Annotated in this window: 17 protein-coding genes; 13 read left to right on the top strand and 4 right to left on the bottom strand. The window is 65.7% G+C overall.

Going from position 1 to position 19,631, the window contains the following annotated elements; translation table 11 throughout:
- Nucleotides 1-61 precede the first annotated feature (61 nt).
- Nucleotides 62-1,735, top strand: coding sequence for a methyl-accepting chemotaxis protein (locus CLU87_RS07925; protein ID WP_099730082.1), 1,674 nt, complete (start codon nucleotides 62-64; stop codon nucleotides 1,733-1,735).
- A 93-nt stretch (nucleotides 1,736-1,828) separates the two neighbouring features.
- Here the strand turns inward: CLU87_RS07925 and CLU87_RS07930 are convergent, their stop codons facing one another.
- On the bottom strand, nucleotides 1,829-3,529 hold the full coding sequence (locus CLU87_RS07930) for an electron transfer flavoprotein-ubiquinone oxidoreductase (RefSeq protein WP_099730083.1): 1,701 nt from the start codon (nucleotides 3,527-3,529) through the stop codon (nucleotides 1,829-1,831).
- A gap of 139 nt (nucleotides 3,530-3,668) precedes the next feature.
- On the opposite strand from CLU87_RS07930, the gene CLU87_RS07935 reads away from it, so the two are divergent.
- The 3 genes from CLU87_RS07935 (at nucleotide 3,669) to CLU87_RS07945 (ending at nucleotide 8,470) form a co-directional block, all read left to right on the top strand.
- Nucleotides 3,669-4,451 (top strand): SDR family oxidoreductase, encoded by a 783-nt coding sequence (locus CLU87_RS07935; RefSeq protein WP_099730084.1) that lies wholly within the window; start codon nucleotides 3,669-3,671, stop codon nucleotides 4,449-4,451.
- Between the two features lie 20 nt (nucleotides 4,452-4,471).
- Nucleotides 4,472-4,897, top strand: a complete 426-nt coding sequence (locus CLU87_RS07940; RefSeq protein WP_056067722.1) for a thioesterase family protein — start codon at nucleotides 4,472-4,474, stop codon at nucleotides 4,895-4,897.
- Between the two features lie 411 nt (nucleotides 4,898-5,308).
- Entirely contained in the window at nucleotides 5,309-8,470 is a 3,162-nt protein-coding gene (locus CLU87_RS07945) for an EAL domain-containing protein (protein ID WP_099730085.1), read from the top strand.
- Between the two features lie 71 nt (nucleotides 8,471-8,541).
- On the opposite strand, the gene CLU87_RS07950 is transcribed toward CLU87_RS07945, so the two are convergent.
- The 3 genes from CLU87_RS07950 to CLU87_RS07960 are packed head-to-tail and all read right to left on the bottom strand — an operon-like array spanning nucleotide 8,542 to nucleotide 10,737.
- Entirely contained in the window at nucleotides 8,542-9,255 is a 714-nt protein-coding gene (locus CLU87_RS07950; RefSeq protein ID WP_099730086.1) for a hypothetical protein, read from the bottom strand.
- 8 nt (nucleotides 9,256-9,263) lie between these two features.
- Nucleotides 9,264-9,845 (bottom strand): peroxidase-related enzyme, encoded by a 582-nt coding sequence (locus CLU87_RS07955; RefSeq protein WP_015014330.1) that lies wholly within the window; start codon nucleotides 9,843-9,845, stop codon nucleotides 9,264-9,266.
- 46 nt (nucleotides 9,846-9,891) lie between these two features.
- Nucleotides 9,892-10,737, bottom strand: a complete 846-nt coding sequence (locus CLU87_RS07960; RefSeq protein WP_099730087.1) for an IclR family transcriptional regulator — start codon at nucleotides 10,735-10,737, stop codon at nucleotides 9,892-9,894.
- Between the two features lie 134 nt (nucleotides 10,738-10,871).
- Between CLU87_RS07960 and CLU87_RS07965 the strand changes: the two genes are divergently transcribed.
- From CLU87_RS07965 to CLU87_RS08005, 9 genes are all read left to right on the top strand, one after another.
- Entirely contained in the window at nucleotides 10,872-11,879 is a 1,008-nt protein-coding gene (locus tag CLU87_RS07965) for a tripartite tricarboxylate transporter substrate binding protein (protein ID WP_099730088.1), read from the top strand.
- A gap of 40 nt (nucleotides 11,880-11,919) precedes the next feature.
- Nucleotides 11,920-12,840, top strand: a complete 921-nt coding sequence (locus CLU87_RS07970) for an amidohydrolase (protein ID WP_099730089.1) — start codon at nucleotides 11,920-11,922, stop codon at nucleotides 12,838-12,840.
- Nucleotides 12,841-12,852: 12 nt separating this feature from the next.
- A complete protein-coding gene (locus CLU87_RS07975) occupies nucleotides 12,853-13,872 on the top strand; it encodes a tripartite tricarboxylate transporter substrate binding protein (protein ID WP_099730090.1) in 1,020 nt (339 codons plus the stop codon).
- Nucleotides 13,873-13,927: 55 nt separating this feature from the next.
- Complete coding sequence (locus CLU87_RS07980; protein ID WP_099730091.1) at nucleotides 13,928-14,614, top strand: methyltransferase; 687 nt, start codon at nucleotides 13,928-13,930, stop codon at nucleotides 14,612-14,614.
- A complete protein-coding gene (locus CLU87_RS07985; RefSeq protein ID WP_199170809.1) occupies nucleotides 14,611-15,561 on the top strand; it encodes an NAD(P)-dependent oxidoreductase in 951 nt (316 codons plus the stop codon). The genes CLU87_RS07980 and CLU87_RS07985 overlap by 4 nt, the downstream gene beginning before the upstream one ends.
- A 63-nt stretch (nucleotides 15,562-15,624) precedes the next feature.
- The gene (locus tag CLU87_RS07990; RefSeq protein WP_099730092.1) at nucleotides 15,625-16,632 is read left to right on the top strand and encodes a tripartite tricarboxylate transporter substrate binding protein; all 1,008 of its coding nucleotides are present in this window, start codon (nucleotides 15,625-15,627) and stop codon (nucleotides 16,630-16,632) included.
- Between the two features lie 188 nt (nucleotides 16,633-16,820).
- Nucleotides 16,821-17,777, top strand: a complete 957-nt coding sequence (locus CLU87_RS07995) for a tripartite tricarboxylate transporter substrate binding protein (protein WP_099730093.1) — start codon at nucleotides 16,821-16,823, stop codon at nucleotides 17,775-17,777.
- A gap of 3 nt (nucleotides 17,778-17,780) precedes the next feature.
- A complete protein-coding gene (locus CLU87_RS08000; protein WP_099730094.1) occupies nucleotides 17,781-18,689 on the top strand; it encodes an amidohydrolase in 909 nt (302 codons plus the stop codon).
- A 21-nt stretch (nucleotides 18,690-18,710) separates the two neighbouring features.
- Nucleotides 18,711-19,628, top strand: coding sequence for an SMP-30/gluconolactonase/LRE family protein (locus CLU87_RS08005; protein WP_099730095.1), 918 nt, complete (start codon nucleotides 18,711-18,713; stop codon nucleotides 19,626-19,628).
- The last annotated feature ends 3 nt before the right edge of the window (nucleotides 19,629-19,631 follow it).

A 19,631-nucleotide genomic window follows, 5' to 3' on the forward strand; every position in this document is an offset into this window, starting at 1 on the left:
GGCACAGCGCCTGCCGCTTCAGGCCCCCGCACGGTGTGGGAAACGAACCAGGAGAACGCTCATGAACTATTTGCCAGCCACTTCCGGGGCGCCTGGTGGCGCTGCTTTCCGTGCCGTACCTGCAGAGGCGGAGTGGAGCCGCGCCGCGTCAGATAAGGCCACCCAGGGCGCATCACCTGCGCGGCGCAGCCGCACGCTGAGCGTGGGGCAAAAGCTGGCGGCCAGCTTTGGCATCCTGGGCTTTGCGGTGGCGCTGCTGGGGGCCACCACCTGGCTGACAGGCCAGGACACGAGCCGCCAGGCCACATTGTTGACCACGGAGCAACTGCCCATCGAACGCACCGTGCGCGACTGGAAAACCCAGTCGGTCTATATCGGCCAGATTGCGTTGCGCGCCACGCTCTCGTCCGACGTGTTCCCCCTGGTGGCCGAAATGCGCAACCAGATCGCCGCCGAAGACGCAATGCGCAAGCGCATCGACGAGGCATTGGCGCAGGTGTCTTCCAGCGAGAGCGCCAGGCCCCTGTGGGCGCAGGCCCAGGCCGAACGCCAGAAATATGCAGTGCTGCGGGACGCGCTGGTGCAAAACGCCCTGGAAGCCAAGATCATCAGCCAGAAAGAGCTGCAGGAACACGCAGCCGCGTTGACCCAATACCTGCGGTCCATCGACCAGTTGCTCGCAGCTTCCGAGCAGTCATCCCTGAAGGCGGGCGACAGCATGATTGCCGATGCATCCCGTGCGCAATGGATCAGTGCCGTGGCGGTGCTGGTGGTGGTGGCGCTGTCGGCGCTGTTTGGCTGGTTGCTGCGACGCTCCATCGTGCTGCCGCTGCGCCAGGCGTCCGAGGCGGCCGCTGTGGTGGCGCGTGGCGACCTCACGGTGCGCATGCAAACCCAGCGCACCGACGAGATCGGCCAGTTGCTCACCGCGCTGGACAAGATGGTCGAGTCGCTGCACTACGTGGTGACCGAGGTGCGCGACTCGGGCGAATCCATCCATGTCGCCAGCTCCGAAGTGGCGGCGGGCAACACGGACTTGAGCATGCGCACAGAACATGCGGCCAGCAACCTGCAGCAGACCGCGGCCAGCATTGCCCAGCTGGCGCAGATGGTGGCGGCCAATGCCGACAGCACGCGTCAGGCCAATGCCCTGGCGCTCAATGCCACCGAGGTGGCCAGCAAGGGGGGCGAAGTGGTCCACCAGGTGGTCAAGACCATGGAGGAGATCAACGCCAGCAGCAAGAAGATCGCCGACATCGTGGGCATCATCGACGGCATTGCGTTCCAGACGAACATCCTGGCACTGAACGCCGCCGTGGAGGCGGCCCGTGCGGGCGAGCAGGGGCGCGGCTTTGCCGTGGTGGCCAGCGAGGTGCGCGGCCTCGCAGGGCGCAGTGCCAACGCGGCGCGCGAGATCAAGGCGCTGATCTCCACCAGCGTGGACAAGGTGAGTGACGGCGCCCGACTGGTGGTCACCGCAGGCTCCACGATGGGCGACATCGTGCAGAGCGTGGAGCGTGTGACCACGCTGATGGCCGAGATCAACGAGGCCAGCAGCGAGCAGAGCACACAGATCGGCCAGGTGAGCCAGGCAGTGGACCAGCTCGACCACATGACGCAGCAAAACGCCGCGTTGGTGGAGCAGGGCGCCGCAGCAGCCCAGAGCCTCAAGGACCAGGCCAACCGGCTGGCGGGTGCGATGGGACAGTTTCAGCTCATGCGCGCCGCCGCGTGACGGGCGTTGCGCTGTAGATCGGGCTGATCTCCATAAAAAAGGGCCTGCAGTGCAGGCCCTTCAAGCGCAAGGTGCTATGAATTTTGACGGTGCTTACATGCCCGCGTAGTTCGGGCCACCGCCGCCTTCCGGCGTGACCCACACGATGTTCTGCGTGGGGTCCTTGATGTCGCAGGTCTTGCAGTGCACGCAGTTCTGCGCATTGATCTGCAGGCGCTGGGCATCACCGCCCTTGGTCGTGTCGGGCACAAACTCGTACACGCCAGCCGGGCAATAGCGCGCCTCGGGGCCCGCGTACTTGGCCAGGTTGATGTTGACCGGCACGCTCGGGTCCTTGAGCGTGAGGTGGGCGGGCTGGTTCTCTTCGTGGTTCGTGTTGCTGATGAACACGCTGGAGAGGCGGTCGAAGGTCAGCTTGCCATCGGGCTTGGGGTAGACGATGGGCTTGCACTCGGCAGCGGGCTTCAGGTACGCGTGGTCGGGCTTGTCGCGGTGCAGCGTCCAGGGGATGTGGCCGCGCAGCACGAACTGCTCGAAACCGTTCATCAGCGTGGCCGTCGTCAGGCCGTACTTGAACCAGTTCTTGAAGTTGCGGTCCTTGTTCAGCTCGGTGTGCAGCCAGCTCTTTTCGAAGGCTTCGGGGTAGGCGGTCAGCTCGTCGTGCTGGCGGCCTGCCACCACGGCGTCGTAGGCGGCTTCGGCGGCCAGCATGCCGGTCTTGATGGCGGCGTGGCTGCCCTTGATGCGACCGACGTTCAGGTAGCCCGCATTGCAGCCCACCAGGGCGCCGCCTGGGAACACGGTCTTGGGCAGGGCGTTGATGCCGCTGGCGTTGATGGCACGTGCGCCGTAGGACAAGCGCTTGGCCGTGATCTCGCCCTTCTCGTTTTCGAAGTAGTAGCGGACGTTGGGGTGCGTCTTCCAGCGCTGGAACTCCTCGAACGGGCTCAGGTAGGGGTTGGCATAACCCAGCCCCGTGACGAAGCCCAGTGCCACCTTGTTGCCCTCCAGGTGGTACAGGAAGGCGCCGCCGTAGGTGTCGTTCTCCATGGGCCAGCCGGCGGTGTGCATCACAAAGCCGGGCTGGTGCTTCTTGGGGTCGATCTCCCACAGTTCCTTCACGCCAATACCGAAGCTCTGCGGGTCGCGGTCCTTGTCGAGGTGGAACTTGGCAATCAGCTGCTTGCCCAGGTGGCCGCGTGCGCCTTCGGCAAAAACGGTGTACTTGCCCAGCAGTTCCATGCCGAGTTGGAAGTTCTCGGTGGGCTCGCCATCCTTGCCAACGCCCATGTTGCCGGTGGCCACGCCCTTGACGGAGCCGTTGTCGTTGTAGAGCACTTCAGCCGCAGTGAAGCCGGGGAAGATCTCCACGCCCAGGGCTTCGGCCTGTTCGCCCAGCCATTTGGTCAGGTTGCCCAGGCTGATGATGTAGTTGCCGTGGTTGTGGGCAAACGGCGGCAGGAACATGTTGGGCACGCGAAAGCCCGACTTTTCGCTCAGGAAAATGTAAGCGTCGTCGGTGACGGGCTGGTTCAGGGGCGCGCCGCGCTTTTTCCAGTCGGGGATCAGCTCGGTGAGGGCCTTGGGGTCCATGATGGCACCCGACAGGATGTGCGCACCGGGTTCAGAGCCTTTTTCGAGCACCACCACCGAGACGTCCTGACCTTTTTCGGCCGCCAGTTGCTTCAGGCGGATCGCAGTGGCAAGGCCGCCAGGGCCGCCGCCAACGACCACCACGTCGTATTCCATGGATTCGCGGGGGCCGTATTGGGCGAGGATTTCTTCGTTGGTCATGGGCTTCTCGTCGGGCGTTTGATAATGGATTATTTTCTACAGAGCGCCGACCGCGCCCTGTCTGTCTGGCGACTGATTGTATTCACGGAATATAGACAATCGAACGACCGTTCTATTTTGATCAGTAGGGAGACTCTAAATGGCATACAGCATCGACTTGTCCGGCCGCGTGGCCTTCATCACGGGCGCCTCCAGCGGCCTGGGCGCGCAGTTTGCCCGCACCCTGGCCAGCGCTGGCGCAGGCGTCGTGCTGGCCAGCCGCCGGGTGGAAAAACTCAAGGAGCTGCGCGCGCGCATCGAAGGCGAGGGCGGTGACGCCCATGTGATCGAGCTGGACGTGACCGACCACGACTCCATCAAGTCCGCCGTGGCCCATGCCGAGACCGAAATGGGCTCCATCGACATCCTGGTGAACAACTCGGGCGTGAGCACCACCCAGCGCATCCAGGACGTGACGCCCGAGGACTATGACTTCATCTTCGATACCAACGTGAAGGGCGCCTTCTTTGTGGCGCAAGAGGTGGGCAAGCGCATGCTGGCCCGCTCCCGCGGTGCAGCGCCGGGCAGCTTCACCGGCGGTCGCATCATCAATATCGCGTCGATGGCGGGCCTCAAGGTGCTGCCGCAGATCGGCGCCTATTGCATGAGCAAGGCCGCCGTGGTGCAGATGACCCGGGCGATGGCACTGGAGTGGGGCCGGTTCGGCATCAACGTGAACGCCATTTGCCCCGGCTACATCGACACGGAAATCAACCACCACCACTGGCAGACCGAGCAGGGCAAAAAGCTCATGGACATGCTGCCGCGCAAGCGCGTGGGCCAGCCGCAGGACCTGGATGCGCTGCTGGTGATGCTGGCCAGCGACCAGAGCCATTTTGTGAATGGCGCGGTGATCGCAGCCGACGACGGCTTCGCGGTCTGATCCCTGGGGCACGAGCGGGTATGAAGATCGAAATCCCTGAGGTCAAGAAGCTGGTCTTTGAGATGCGGTTCCCGGTGCGCTGGGGCGACATGGATGCGATGGGCCATGTCAACAACACCGTGTACTTCCGGTACCTGGAAACCGCGCGCATTGAGTGGATGGTGTCGGTGGGCTGCAACCCCGACCCGCGCGGACAGGGGCCCGTCATCGTCAATGCGTTCTGCAATTTCTACAAGCAGCTCGAATACCCGGCCGACGTGTTGCTCAAGCTCTACGTGAGCGACCCGGGCCGCACCACGTTCGAGACCTGGGGCACGATGGAGCGCGTGGACCAGCCGGGCGTGATATGCGCAGCGGGCGGAGCTACGACGATCTGGGTGGACTTTCCGCAGCAGAAGGCGGCGCCGCTGCCCGACTGGATGCGGACGCTGGTGACGGCCAGCTGACCGTCCGTCCCGTCACTTGAGCCCTGTGGCGGGGGCTGGTGGCTCATTTTTTGGGCTATTCGGCCGGTAGCGCATGTGATACATGCCTTGATTGCTATTAAAAAGATAGTATTTGGGCGATTTGCACCAGTGGTTTGACGGCACGGTGGAAGGCAAGCCTCTGCCCGCACCCAGCACCCGTGCCACTTCTTCCATCTGCTGGTGGCCCTGCGGTAGCCCGTGAATACGGCCCCACCGGCGCCGAGGCGCGGAGCACTGTGCCCATACCGCCGACCCCATACCGCGCCTTCTCATTCAACCTCCGGTTCTTTTTGTTACCTGTTAGGATGACTTCGGCAACGATAGAAGAAAACGAATAGAGCCGGGGAGGGGATTTCCAACCGCACCGACGTGCTGCTTAGTGCTTTCTGAATGAATTCAACCATCCCAGCAAGCGCGGCTGCCAGCAGCATCAACAAGGTGACCAATCTGGTCATCGCGTCGGTTCTCTTCATGTTTGGCCTGTACGCCTTTGACGAATGGGGGCAGGTCAGGGACCGTGAAGAGGAGCACATGCAGTCCAACCTGGTGCTGCTCACGCGGACGCTGGACACCTTCTTTCTTTCCAAGCGCGCGGGCATGCTCAGCCTGGCTGAGACCATTGCGATCTCACCCGGGGGGATCGACAACCTGGCCCAGGTGCAGCAGTTGTTGGTGGATTACCTCAAATACCGCCCCGAAGTCAGCCAGACCTACGTGAGCGACATGAACGGCCAATTGCTGGCCTCGTCGCACACGCCCAGCCTGCAGGGCCTCCCCAGTCTGGCTGCTCAACCCAGCTTTCAGGACTTTGCGCGCGATGCCCGGGACCTGCGCGATATCTACCTGGGGCGGCCGCAGCGCGATGCGCTGGACAAGGACTGGGTTTTCACCCTGCGCTATGTGCTGCGGGATCAAAATGGCCAGGCGCAGGCCGTGTTGACCGATGTATTCCCTGTGGATTTTCTGGAGTCGCTCTGGAAAGACGCGCCGCTGGTGCAGCAGCTCACCGTGGGCGTGCTGCGTGACGATGGCTATCTGATGACCCGGTTTCCGGTGCCCGCCGCAGTCACCAAGGACGAGGTATACGGCACGCGCCGTGCCGGGGCGTTGATCCGGTATCTCACGCAACAACAGTTTCCGGTGCAAGGGCGGGTGGAAGGGCCCAACGCGCTGCTCAACGGCCAGAACTTCGTGAACCTGTTTCACCGGCTCGACAAGCTTCCGGTGACGGTGTTTGTGGGCCAGTCCGAGCGCCGGTTCTGGCAGGTATGGGCCCGCAGCATCGACACTCCACTGGCGCTGACGGCCCTGCTGCTGACGTTCATCAAGTTTGTGTCGCTGCGCCTGGCGCGCCGCGAGAGCGAAAGTGCGCAGCAAAGGCTGGTGGTGGAACAAGTGCTGCGCGACAGTGAAACCGAGCAGCGGTCGCTCATCGACAACCTGATGACGGGCCTGGTGATCCACGATGCGACGGGTGCGGTGGTGCGGTGCAACGCCGAGGCCAGCAACCTCCTGGGGCTGAGCTTTGAGCAGATGACCGGCAAGCAGCTGATTGACCCGGCCTGGTCCTTCCTGAACGAGGAAGGCCAGACCATGCCGGTGTCTGACTACCCCGCCTCGCGCGTGGTTGCCACCCGCGAACCAGTCAACGGCATCGTGGTGGGCATTGTTCGCTCCAAAGACGCCGACATCTGCTGGGTGCTGTGCCGTGCCGACCCCTGGTTCACGCCGGTGGGAGCGCTCGACAAGATCGTGGTCACCTTTGTCGATATCACCATGCGGCGCAAGCTGACGTCGCAGCTGCAGGACCGCGAACTCAAGTTCCAGGCGCTGTTTGACAACAGCATGGACGCCGTGTTGCTGACCTCACCCGACGGCACCGTGCTGGCCGTGAACCAGGCGGCTTGCCGACTGTTTGACCTGAGCGAGGCACAAATCATCGCCCGGGGGCGCACGGGGCTGGCCGACCCTGCCGACCCCCGGTTGCAGGAGCTGCTGGTACAGCGCCAGCAGAGGGGGCAGGCGGCCGGCCTGCTGACCATGGTCCGGGGCGATGGCAGCCACTTCACCGCCGAGATCAGCTCCAGCATCTATGGGGACAGTGAAGGGCGCCAATACAGCAGCATGATCGTTCGCGACATCACGGAGCGCCTGCGCAGCCAGGCCGAGCTGGAGGCTGCCAATGCGCAGATGCGCCGCATCAACGAGCAGCTGGCCGAGGTGGCGCACTTTGACATGCTGACGCACCTGCCCAACCGCGTTCTGCTCGCCGACCGGCTTCAGCAGGCCATGGCGCACTGTGTGCGTCGCAACAAGTCGCTGGCGGTGGCGTTTCTGGATCTGGATGGCTTCAAGGACATCAACGACCGGTATGGCCATGCGGCGGGCGACGAGTTTCTGGTGGCGATTGCCAAGCGTCTGCGGTCTGCGCTGCGCGATGGCGACACGCTGGCGCGCATTGGTGGGGACGAGTTTGTGGCCGTCATGACCGACCTGACAGCCGAGCAGGACTGCGAGCCCCTGCTGTTGCGGCTGTTGCAGGTAGCGGCCGAGCCGTTGCTGGTAAGCGGGCAATCCCTGCAGGTGTCTGCCAGCATTGGCGTCACCATCTACCCGCAGGATGGTTCCAGTTCGGAGCAGCTCATCCGCCATGCCGACCAGGCCATGTACCTGGCCAAGCAGGCGGGCAAGAATCGGTTCCACCTGTTTGATGTGGCCAGCGATGCAGCCATCCGGATCAAGCGCGAAAGCCTGGAGCAGATTGCCACCGCCATCGCGCAGCGGGAGCTGGTGCTGTACTACCAGCCCCAGGTCAACATGCAGACGGGTGAGGTGGTGGGGATGGAGGCGCTGGTCCGCTGGTTGCATCCGCAGCGGGGCCTGCTGGCCCCGAGCCAGTTCCTGCCGGTGATTGAAGACCACGACATGGCGATTGCGATTGGCGAGCGGGTGCTGGACATGGCCCTGTCGCAAATGGCGCAGTGGCTGGCGGTGGGGCTGCGCATGCCGGTCAGCGTCAACGTGTTCTCCAAGCAGCTCCAGCAAGAGGACTTTGTGCACAAGCTGCGCCTGGCACTGGCCGTGCATCCCTCGGTGCCTTCGTCGGCGCTGGAGCTGGAGATTGTGGAGACCAGCGCGTTGCAGGACATGGCCCAGGTGTCTGGCCTGATGCACGCATGCGCCGAACTGGGCGTGCGGTTTGCTCTGGACGATTTTGGGACCGGTTATTCGTCGCTGACCTACCTGAAAAAGCTGCCTGCAGAGCTGCTCAAGATCGACCAGAGCTTTGTGCGCGACATGCTCGAAGACCGCGACGACCTGGCCATTGTGCAGGGTGTGGTGGGCCTGTCCAAAGCGTTCAACCGCAAGGTGATTGCCGAAGGTGTGGAGACCGTGGACCACGGCCGCACGCTGCTGGCCATGGGCTGTGTGCTGGGCCAGGGCTATGGCATTGCGCGGCCCATGCCCGCGCAGCAGGTACCGGGCTGGCTGGACCAGTGGCGGGCGCAGCAGCCCTGGGTGCGCGAGACCGATGCAGACTTGCCGGACTGAGGTCCTGAGGTCCTGAGGTCCTGAGGAGCATCGCGCGGGTATCGGTCCGTTGAGTCGCAGTGGGACGACCTTTATCGTGGGGGCAGGGCAACACATTGCGCCAGAGGCATGCCCTGTGCCTCTGAGGCGCCCAGCAGCAAAAGGCGCTGCAGCTCTGGCAAATACCGGATGGCTGTCTGCGGTGCGCTGTAGCCGTTGCTGTTGTTCAGGCGTTCTTGCAGGCGCAGCACAAGACGGCTGGGCAGGTGTTCGATGCTGAGGGTGCGCACGCCCGTGTAGAAGGTGGTGTCTATGGTGCCTTCGGTGCCGAAAAAGCCGCCACCCACGCGCGCCGCGCGGCGCCGGCCCTCGAAGGTCGTGGTGATGCGCAGTTTGTCGTCACGGCTGGTACAGCTCCCCTCGAAGGCCGCAGCGCACTCCATGGGCAGCGGATTCTGTTGCACCAGCACTGCCTGCACGGATGGGGTGTGCAGCAGTGCGGGGGGCACGGGCTCCAGGCGTACGCAATCGGCGGTGGGTACGACCTGCCACGCCGTAGCGCCCGGCGAGTCAGGGATTTGCAGGCGCGAGCCTGCAACACCCGCACCGAGGTAGTAAGTGGGCGCCGCCCCCGTGCTGGACTCTTCGCGGAAGAGCGAGGCGGACCGCAACGGCGACAGCGCGCCAGCGGGCACGGTCACAGTCAAAGGGTGAAGGGGCAGCGTGCCCTCCGGTGGCCCAAACCCTGCGGCCTGTACCGCAGGGGCGGCCAGCACCCAAAGCCAGATCGTTCGTGCGGAGCGCATGGTTTGGATCAGGCCGCAGGCTTGGCCTTGGGCACACGGCCCATCAGATAGAACTCTGGGTTGGGCTGCATGCCCGCAAAGCTGGCCATGCGGTTGGACAGGCCAAAGAATGCCGTGATGGCGGCGATGTCCCAGATGTCCTCGTCATCGAAACCATGGGGGTGCAGGGCCTCGAAATCCGTGTCGTCGATCTCGTGGGCGTTCTGGCACACCTTCATGGCGAAGTCGAGCATGGCCCGCTCCCGGGGGCTGATGTCCGCCTTGCGGTAGTTCACCGCCACCTGGTCGGCGATGAGCGGCTTCTTTTCGTAGATGCGCAGGATCGCGCCATGCGCCACCACGCAATACAGGCACTGATTGGCCGCGCTGGTGGTGGTGACAATCATCTCGCGCTCGCCCTTGGTCAGGCTGCCTTCTTCCTTGAGCATGAGCGCGTCGTGGTACGCAAAGAATGCACGCCATTCCGCTGGTCGGCGGGCAAACGCGAGGAATACGTTGGGGATGAATCCCGCCTTCTCCTGCACTTCAAGAATCCGCGCGCGGATGTCCTCGGGCAGGGTGTTCAGGTCAGGGAAGGGGTAGCGGCTCACGGCAGTCTCCTCGGTTTTTGTGTGGGGTGGATAACGGATGCAAGTATCAGGGATGCCATTGCGTCGCCCGCACGGGGGCATGGGCCGGCGCGGCCGAACTCCCTGCCAGTGCGTAGGACAACTGTGTCGCTGCAGCGACCACGGTGTGTGCCAGCGCTTCGAGCTTTTCGGCGGGCAAACGCGAGGCCGGGCCTGAGATGCACACCGAGCCCATGAGCCGCCAGTGCATGCCAAACACCGGCGCCGACACGGTGGCCACGCCCTGTTCCCGTTCACCAATGGACCAGTGGTAGCCCTTCTTGCGGATCTCTTCATAGGCTTTGCCCGGCTCGCCTGAAAACGCCAGGATCACGCGGCCCGGTGAGCCCTTGTCCAGTGGCAGACCTTCGCCCATGCGGGCGTGGTGGCGCAGCGCCTGCGGGCCTTCCACGCGCACAAGGCAGGTGCGCACATTGCCTTCACGCACGTAAAACGCAGCGCTTTCGCCGGTGGCAAGGGTCAGTTCACGCAGTGCGGGCTCCAGCACGTTCTGCACGTCAAAGCCTGCCTGGTAGCGCGCACCCAGCCAGCCTGCTGCCGGACCCAGGCGCCAGTCGCCATCTTCGCGCTGCACCATGAACCCGGATTGCGCCAGCGTGCGGGCCAGGCGCAGCACGGTGGTCTTGTGAAGGCTGCAGCGGCGGCTCAGCTCTGCCAGAGACAGGCTGGATTCGCCCAGTGCAAAGGCCTCCAGCACCTGCAGTGCACGTGTCACAGCGATCACGCCGCCGCTGTCCTTGGCCGTCGCGTTGGCTTGCGCATCTGCGCTCTCATCGGCCACCGGGGTGGTGGCGACCGGTGTGGTGGCCTTGCGCGAGGCAGGGCGCACAGGCGAGGAGGGTGGGTTGCTCATGGCGCAATTCGTTTCATTGTGTGCAACTGCATTGTATGGGTTGAAACGCGTGCGTACATTCGCACACCACGGCGCCAGGCCCGAACAGGCCCATGCAGACCGGCGTGACGAACCACCATAACGGAGACAAATCCATGACCGCTTTTTCATCGCTTTCACGTTCCTTGAGTGCGCGCCTGTGCGCCGCTTTCCTGGGCCTTGCGGCCGTGGCCGTGCCCCACGGCGCTGTGCAGGCTCAGACGGCTTACCCCGCCAAGGCCATCCGCCTGATTGTTCCGTTCCCCCCCGGCGGTGGCACCGACATGATCGCCCGCGCCGTGGCGCAGAAGATGGCCGACCAGAACAAGTGGAGCGTGATCGTGGACAACCGCCCCGGCGCCGGTGGCAACCTGGGGGTGGATGCTGTGGCCAAGGCCGACCCGGACGGCTACACGCTGGTGATGGGGCAGACCAGCAACCTCGCCATTAACCCCACGCTGTACAAGAAGCTGCCCTACGACCCGCTCAAGGACCTGGCGCCGGTGGCGCTGGTGTCGTCCTCGCCCATCGTGATGGCGGTGCCGGTCAACTCGCGTTTCAAGACCTTTGCCGACGTGGTGGCTGCCTCCAAGGGCAAGCCTGATGCCCTGACGCTGGGCTATTCGGGCAACGGCACCGTGGCCCATCTGGCCGGGGAGCTGGCCGAGAACGCTGCCGGCATTCAGCTGCGCCATATTCCCTACAAGGGCGCGGCCCAGGCCATGACGGACCTGATGGGCGGGCAGATTGATCTGTACATGTCGTCCGTACCCACGCTGCTGGGCCATGTGCGCAATGGCAAGCTCAAGGTCATTGCCATCACCTCGGCCCAGCGCTCCGCGCAACTGCCCGATGTGCCCACGCTGGCGGAGTCCGGGTTCAAGGGCTTTGAGGCCGTGACCTGGTTCGGTGTGCTGGCCCCAGCCGGTACGCCGGCGGCCATCGTGGCGCAGCTCAACAAGGCCATCAACCAGGCCCTCAAGCAACCGGACGTGGCGGACAAGCTGCGCTCCGAAGGCGGCGACATCCTCGGGGGCACGTCCGAGCAGTTTGCGGCACTGCTGCGCACCGAAGTGCCCCGCTGGTCCAAGATCGTGAAGGACTCTGGCGCCAGCCTGGACTGATCGAGCCGCCACGTTCATCCCCCGCTGACTGCCCGTCGCCATGACCCGCGATCGCCTTGTCACGCCCGTACCGTTCTCGCTGGGAACGACGGCGCCCCGTACCGCACTGCCTGCGGCGGCGTGCGACTGCCACGTGCATGTGTACGACCAGCGCTTTCCTGCTGCGCCCGGCGCCAGGCTGTTGCCGCCCGATGCGTTGGCCAGCGACTACCGCGCGCTGCAGCGGCGCCTGGGCACCGAGCGCACCGTGCTGGTCACGCCATCCACCTACGGTTCGGACAACCGCTGCATGCTGCAGGGCCTGGCCGCGTTGGGTACGCAGGCCCGGGGCGTGGCCGTGATCGATGGCAGCGAGAGCGATGCCCAGCTGCAGGCCCTGCACGACGCGGGCGTGCGCGGCGTGCGGCTGAACCTGTCGCTGGGCGTCACCGGTTCTGTGGATGCCATCCTGCCGCTGGCCCGGCGCATTGCCCCCTGGGGCTGGCACCTGCAGCTGCTGATGGCGCCCGATGTGCTGGCTAGCTTGGGCGATGTATTGCGCAGTGTGTCCGTGCCCTTGGTGTTTGACCACCTGGGGCGCATCGCACCCGAGCAAGCCGGGAAGCACCCAGCCCACGCACTGCTGCTGCAGCTGATGGGCGAGGGCAGGGCCTGGGTCAAGCTCTCGGGCGGCTACATCGTCAGTGCCACCCATGCGGTGGACGACCCGGCGCTCGATGCACTGGCCGTCAGCTACCTGCGTGCCGCACCAGAGCGCGTGCTGTGGGGCAGCGACTGGCCCCACGCCACCGCCAGCGCTGGCCTGCACCCCGTGCCGGACGACGCATTGCAAATCGACACCCTGGCGCGCTGGTGCGATCAGGCCGGTGCGGATGCCCTGCGCCGCGTGCTGGTCACCAACCCTGCCGCGCTTTACGGCTTCCCGCCGGTCTCGACTTCTTCATCCCCCACCCCTGTCTGAGGGCCTTGCACCATGACCTCTTTGGTATCTCCCCTTTCCACGCACGGCGCGCAGCGCCGCCACCTGTTGACCACCCTGGCCCTTGCGGGCGCTGGTGTGGGGACGGGGCTGCCCGCCTGGGCGCAAAACGATTGGCCTGCGGGCAAGCTCATCACCTGGGTGGTGCCTTACCCCGCCGGTGGCAGCACCGATGTGCTGGGCCGCAACATTGCCCTCAAGCTGGGCGCGGCCCTGTCCACCAACGTCATCGTGGACAACAAGGCCGGGGCCACGGGCACCATTGGCGCGGCCTACGTGGCCAAGGCCGCGCCGGACGGGCTCACGCTGCTGGGCACCTCCATCGGCCCGCAGGCTATTGCACCACACCTGATGGCCAAGCTGCCCTACGACCACATCACGGCGTTCGAGCCCGTGATCACCGTGGGCACCATTCCGCACATCCTGGTGGTGGGCGCCAACCAGCCGTTCAAGACGGTGGCCGACCTGCTGGCCGCCGCCAAGGCCCAGCCCGGCAAGCTGGCGTTTGCCTCGGGCGGCAACGGCACCATTTTGCAAATGCAGGGCGAGCTACTGCAGCAGCAAACCGGCGCGCGCTTCATCCATGTGCCCTACAAGGGCGACACCCCCGCGCTGCAAGACACTTTGGCCGAGCAGGTGCAGTTCATGTTTGCCCCCGCAGCCGCCGCGCTGCCGCATGTGCAATCGGGCAAGTTGCGCGCCCTGGCCGTCACGTCTGCCCAGCGCCTCAAGGCCCTGCCTGCCGTGCCCACCATGGGCGAGGCGGGGCTCAAAGACTTTGTGGTGGAGCAGTGGCAGGCCGTGTTTGCGCCCGCCAAGACGCCCGCCGCCGTCGTGCAGCGCCTGAACCGCGAGATTGCCGCCACGCTGAAAGACCCCGCCCTCATTGCCCTGGCCGACAAGCTGGGCGTGACGCTGGTGGGCGGCACGCCCCAGCAGCTGGGCGACCTGCAGAAGGCCGACTCTGCCAAGTGGGCCAAGGTCATCAAAGAAGGCGGCATCAAAGCCGACTGACCACCGCAGTTCTCTTACTTCCTTTCTTCATTCCATCGTTCAACCGGACCATCCCATGAGCCAACTCCCTGAAATCATCCGCACCATTGACCGCGTGAGCGGCGACGTTGTTGCCCTGGCCGCTACCTACCAAGCCGCCATCCTGGCCGACGTGGCAGGCCGCCGCGGCACCATGCATGGCCGCGTGGCGCCCGTGCACCAGTCCATGAAGGTGGCAGGCCCTGCCTTCACCGTGGAAGTGCGCCCCGGCGACAACCTCATGATCCACGCCGCCATCGCCCTGGCCCAGCCGGGTGACGTGCTGGTGATTGATGGCAAGGGCGACCAGACGGCGGCGCTGATGGGCACGCTGATGCTCAGCGCCTGCAAGAAGCGCGGCCTGGCGGGTGTGATCGTGGACGCCGCCATCCGCGACAAGCTGGAAATTCTGGAGCTGGACTTCCCCGTGTTCAGCGCGGGCTTCAACCCAGCAGGGCCCACCAAGTACGTGCCCGGCCGCATCAACCACCCCATCAGCGCCGGTGGCGCGGTGGTGAACCCGGGTGACCTGGTGGTGGGCGACGCCGATGGCGTGGTCGTCATCGAGCGCGAAAAAGCCCCCGCCATGCTGGCCCTGGCCGACAAGAAGGTGGCCGACGAAGCCGCCCGCATCGAAGCCATCGCCCGTGGCGACACCGCATCGAAATGGCTGCCCGCCGCCCTGCGCGCCGCAGGCGTTTTGAAGGAAGGGGAATCGCTGTGAGCAACGCTACCCAACCCGTCATCATCGTGACCGGCGCCGACCTGGCGCAACAAGCCCTCGACCTGCTCACAGGCTACGAGATCGTCTACGCAGGCAAGACGCCGACGGAAGACGACATGGTGGCCCTGTGCGGTGCGCACAACCCCGTGGCCATCATCGTGCGCTACGGCAAGGTGGGCGCTTCGGTGATGGACGCGGCCCCCGCGCTCAAGGTCATCTCCAAGCACGGCAGCGGTACCGACACCATCGACAAGGTGGCCGCCAAGGCCCGTGGCATTGAGGTGGTGGCCGCCGTGGGCGCCAACGCCGCCGCCGTGGCCGAGCAGGCCCTGGCTCTGCTGATGGCCTGCGCCAAATCGGTGGTGCAACTCGATGCGCGCATGCACGCTGGCCACTGGGACAAGGCCACGCACAAGAGCCTGGAACTGGGTGGCCGCACGGTGGGCCTGGTGGGCCTGGGTGCCATCGGCCTGCGTTTTGCCAAGATGGCCGACGCCCTGGGCATGCGCGTGATCGGCTTCGATCCGTTTGCCAAGAACCTGCCCGCCTATGTGCAGGCGGTGGACCTGGAGACGATCTGGCGCGAATCCGATGCCGTGTCTTTGCACTGCCCGCTGACCGACGAAAACCGCAACCTGCTGAACGCCGCCACGCTGGCGCAATGCAAGCGCGGCGTGATCGTGGTGAACACGGCACGTGGTGGCCTGATCGACGAGGCTGCGCTGCTGGCCGCCGTGCGCTCGGGCCAGGTGATGGCGGCGGGGCTCGACAGCTTTGCGGTGGAGCCGATGACGGCGGGCCACCCCTTCCAGGGCGAGAAGCACTTCATCCTCAGCCCCCACATCGGTGGTGTGACGAGCGATGCCTACGTGAACATGGGCGTGGGCGCCGCCCAGAACCTGCTGGCCGTGCTGGCACGTGCACCGCATGCAGTAGCCGTCGCCTGAGCGCCGGCCTGCCCCAAGAACATGGCCGGGCAGGGTGCCCGGCCGCACAGGAGACAACAGACCATGGCACGCAATTTCAAGAAAAATAGGCCTCTTGCGCTAGTCAATCATGCGCTGGCAGCTATTGTTTTAGTAGCGTCTGGCGCCGCCTGCGCGCAAACGGGCGCAGCAGCCTATCCGACCAAGCCCGTGAAGCTGGTGGTGGGCTTTGCCGCCGGTGGCCCCACCGACGTGGTGGCGCGTGCGTTTGCCGACCACGCCAGCAAGGCGCTGGGCCAGCCCTTCATCATCGACAACAAGCCCGGCGCGGGCACCATCATTGCCGCCCAGGCCGTGGCCAGCGCCCCGGCCGATGGATACACGCTGCTGTTCGGTGCCACCAACCACACCATGATTCCGGCGCTGTACCAGGGCCGCGTCAAGTTTGATGCGGTGAAGTCCTTTCGCCCCCTGTGCACGGTGGCGGGCAGCCCCACGGTGCTGGTGGTTGCGTCCGGCCTGCCGGTGAAGACGCTTGCCGACTACCAGGCCAAGGCCCGCGCCGAGCCCGGCCGCGTGACGGCAGGCACGGCCGGGGTGGGCAGCTCAGGCCACTTCGCCACCGAGATGTTTGCCCGTGCCCAGGGCCTGCAGCTCAACCACGTGCCCTACAAGGGCGCCGCGCCCGTGGTGACGGACCTGATGGGCGGGCAACTCGACAGCTCCTTCGCCACCCTGGGCTCGGTGCTGCCGCAGATCAAGAGCGGCAAGCTGCGCGCGCTGGCGGTGGGCGCGCCCCAGCGCTCGGCCCTGGTGCCCGAGGTGCCCACGTTTGCCCAAGCGGGTGGTGGTAACTACGCTGCCGACGTGTGGTACGGCGTGCTGGCCCCTGTGGGCTTGCCCGAGCCCATCGCCCAGGCGCTGGAGCGCACGGCCGCCGACTTTGCCAAGAGCGAATCGGCCGCCGAAAAGCTGCGCGGCCTGGGGATGGATGCCGAATCGGTGTGTGGCAATGCCTTTGCGACCCGTGTGGCCCGCGAAGCTGCGACGTATAGCCAGATTGCCAAGGCGCTCGATCTCAAAGCAGATTGACTCGGACAACCCCCTGAGGCGCGTTGCGCCTTCCCCCTTCTCTCGCTTTGCGAAGCAAAGCGGGAAGGGGGACGCAGCCGGTGCTGCGGGGCGGCCCTAGCACGGCTGCCCGCGCATGCACCGTGCGACGTGAAACACCGCTACCGCCTTCCTTCTCTTGTTGATTAATGCTACCCAAGGAGACCCCCATGTTCCGCTTCCTCAAACCCCTGATCGCCGCCTGCGCCCTGGCCGCAGGTGTGGCCCACGCCGCCTTCCCCGAGCGGCCCATCACCATCGTCGTGCCCTACGCCCCCGGTGGCGCGGCCGATGCCGTGGCCCGTGTGGTGGCCACCCGCCTGGGCGCCAAGCTCGGCGGCAGCGTGATCGTGGACAACAAGGCCGGTGCCAGCGGCACCATTGGCGCCAGCTTTGTGGCCAAGGCCCCGGCAGACGGCTACACCATGCTGTACGACGCCACGCCGTACTCCATCAACCCGCATCTTTTCCCCAAGATGCCGTATGCCGCCAACGCACTGCAGCCGCTGTCGCTGGTGCTGCTGGCGCCCAACGTGCTCATCGTGAAGGCCGATGCACCCTACAAAAACGTGGGCGAGCTGATTGCCAAGGCCAAGGCCCAGCCAGGCAAGATCAACTTTGCCTCAGGCGGCAGCGGCACGGTGCAGCGCCTGGCGGCGGAGCTGATGGCCCAGAAGCTGGGCCTTGACATGGTGCATGTGCCCTACAAGAGCGGCGGCCCTGCCATCACCGACGTGATGGCCGGCCAGGTGGACTTCATGTTCGGCACCGTGGCCGCCACTTACCCGCATGTGGCGGGCGGCAAGCTGCGTGCGCTGGCCGTGTCGGCGCCTGAGCGTTCCAAGCGCCTGCCCGATGTGCCCACGGTGGCCGAGGCGGCCATCCCCGGCTATGAGGCCTATGAGTGGAACGGCGTGTTCCTGCCTGCGGGCGTGCCAGCCGAGGTGGCCACCAAACTGCAGCAGGCCCTGCAAGAGGTGCTGAAAGAAGACGAAGTGAAGCAGCGCCTCGCCGACCTGGGCGCCCAGCCCATCGGTTCGACGCCCGCAGACTTTGCCGCCTTCCTGAAGAAGGAAGACGCGAAGTGGGGCGAGGTCGTGAAGAAGGGCAATATCAAACTCGACTGACCCATGCCTTTGCCAGCGCTGACCACGCCCGCGCCGCATTCCGTGGGCCTGAACCGCCCGCAGCGCCAGCTGCCGCCCGGTGCGTGCGACAGCCACATGCACATCTTTGACCCGCGCTTTGCGCCGTCAGCCCATTGGCCGCGCACTCCGCCAGTGGCGCCCGTGGCGGTGTACCGGCAACTGCAGGCGCTCCTGGGCACCACGCGCACGGTGGTGGTCACGCCATCGACTTACGGCACCGACAACGCCTGCACGCTGGATGCGCTGGACCAGTTGGGCGACGCCGCACGCGGTGTGGCCGTGGTGGGCGACGGCTTGGGTGCCGACGAACTGGCCCATCTGGCCGCACGTCGCGTGCGCGGGCTGCGGGTCAATTTCGTCTCGCCCCAATCGTGGGGCACCACCACGCCCGCCATGCTGGCCACGCTGGCGCGCAAGGTGGCCGAGCACCCGGCGTGCGCGGGCTGGCACATCCAGATCTTTGCGCAGCCGGAGCAGCTCATCGCCCTAGCGCCGCAGTTGCACACCCTGCCTGTGCCCGTGGTCATCGACCACCTGGGCCGCATCGATCCCGCCGAAGGCCCGGCCGCCGAGGCCTACGGCGTGGTGCGCGGCCTGCTCGATGGTGGCAACACCTGGGTCAAGCTCTCGGGCGCCTACATGCGCTCGACCGTGCATGGCCCCAGCTACGCCGACACCCTGCCGCTGGGCCAGGCCCTGGTGCAGGCCGCGCCCGAGCGCCTCGTGTGGGGCAGCGACTGGCCACACACCACGGAGGCGGCTGGCACTGTGAACGATGCCGACTTGATGGATCTGCTGCAGGCCTGGGCTGGCAGCGACGCGGCCATGGACCGCATCCTGGTCGACAACCCGGCACGGCTGTATGGTTTCGATGCCGTTCCCGCCGCCTGAACGAATTGGAAAGACCCCACCATGTTTTTGCTTCAAGCCCCTGAAGTCCGAGACCTCGATGTCTTCACCGCCATGCCCGAGCCCTTTCGTCGCCGCGAGCGCAGCGACTGGGCCGACGCCAACCGGGGCGGCACCATCACCGATTCGTTTCTGGAGGGCCCGGTGTTCGACGACGCAGGCAACCTATACGTCAGCGACATCCCCTGGGGCCGGGTCTTTCGCATCAACCCGCAGGGCGACTGGGCGCTGGTGGCCGAGTACGACGGCGAGCCCAACGGTCTCAAGTTCTTGAAGCCCGGCATGCTGCTCATCACCGATTACAAGAACGGCCTGATGCAGCTCGACGTGACCACGGGTGCCGTCACACCGTACCTTCAGCGCCGCAACAGCGAGCGCTTCAAGGGCGTGAACGACCTGATCTTTGACGCCGAAGGCAACCTCTACTTCACCGACCAGGGTCAAAGCGGCCTGCACGACCCGAGTGGTCGCCTGTACCGCCTGCGGCCCAATGGCCAGCTCGACTTGCTGCTGCACAACGTGCCCAGCCCCAACGGCGTGGCCTTGTCGCCCGACGGCCGCGTGCTGTATCTGGCCGTGACGCGCGGCAACTGTGTGTGGCGCGTGCCGCTGCTGCCCGATGGCAGCGTGGCCAAGGTCAGCCAATTCTTCACCTCGTATGGCCCCAGCGGCCCCGACGGCCTGGCTGTTGACGCTGAAGGCCACCTGCTGGTGGCCAACCCGGGCCTGGGCTATGTGTGGGTGCTCAACCACCGGGCCGAGCCCGTGCAGGTGCTGCGCGGCGCACCGGGCAGCTCCACCACCAACCTGGCGTTTGGCGGGGCAGGGCGTACCACGGTGTATGTCACCGACTCTACCCATGGGCGCATCCTGAGGGCTGACATGGGGGCACCTGGACTGCCGCTGGCGCACTTACGTTAAAGC

Source organism: Acidovorax sp. 59 (assembly GCF_002754175.1).
Lineage (GTDB): Bacteria > Pseudomonadota > Gammaproteobacteria > Burkholderiales > Burkholderiaceae_C > Acidovorax > Acidovorax delafieldii.

Coding starts and splice junctions, on each gene's coding strand:
- CLU87_RS07925 (WP_099730082.1), top strand. CDS start 62: ATGAACTATTTGCCAGCCACTTCCGGGGCGCCTGGTGGCGCTGCTTTC.
- CLU87_RS07930 (WP_099730083.1), bottom strand. CDS start 3,529: ATGACCAACGAAGAAATCCTCGCCCAATACGGCCCCCGCGAATCCATG.
- CLU87_RS07935 (WP_099730084.1), top strand. CDS start 3,669: ATGGCATACAGCATCGACTTGTCCGGCCGCGTGGCCTTCATCACGGGC.
- CLU87_RS07940 (WP_056067722.1), top strand. CDS start 4,472: ATGAAGATCGAAATCCCTGAGGTCAAGAAGCTGGTCTTTGAGATGCGG.
- CLU87_RS07945 (WP_099730085.1), top strand. CDS start 5,309: ATGAATTCAACCATCCCAGCAAGCGCGGCTGCCAGCAGCATCAACAAG.
- CLU87_RS07950 (WP_099730086.1), bottom strand. CDS start 9,255: ATGCGCTCCGCACGAACGATCTGGCTTTGGGTGCTGGCCGCCCCTGCG.
- CLU87_RS07960 (WP_099730087.1), bottom strand. CDS start 10,737: ATGAGCAACCCACCCTCCTCGCCTGTGCGCCCTGCCTCGCGCAAGGCC.
- CLU87_RS07965 (WP_099730088.1), top strand. CDS start 10,872: ATGACCGCTTTTTCATCGCTTTCACGTTCCTTGAGTGCGCGCCTGTGC.
- CLU87_RS07970 (WP_099730089.1), top strand. CDS start 11,920: ATGACCCGCGATCGCCTTGTCACGCCCGTACCGTTCTCGCTGGGAACG.
- CLU87_RS07975 (WP_099730090.1), top strand. CDS start 12,853: ATGACCTCTTTGGTATCTCCCCTTTCCACGCACGGCGCGCAGCGCCGC.
- CLU87_RS07980 (WP_099730091.1), top strand. CDS start 13,928: ATGAGCCAACTCCCTGAAATCATCCGCACCATTGACCGCGTGAGCGGC.
- CLU87_RS07990 (WP_099730092.1), top strand. CDS start 15,625: ATGGCACGCAATTTCAAGAAAAATAGGCCTCTTGCGCTAGTCAATCAT.
- CLU87_RS07995 (WP_099730093.1), top strand. CDS start 16,821: ATGTTCCGCTTCCTCAAACCCCTGATCGCCGCCTGCGCCCTGGCCGCA.
- CLU87_RS08000 (WP_099730094.1), top strand. CDS start 17,781: ATGCCTTTGCCAGCGCTGACCACGCCCGCGCCGCATTCCGTGGGCCTG.
- CLU87_RS08005 (WP_099730095.1), top strand. CDS start 18,711: ATGTTTTTGCTTCAAGCCCCTGAAGTCCGAGACCTCGATGTCTTCACC.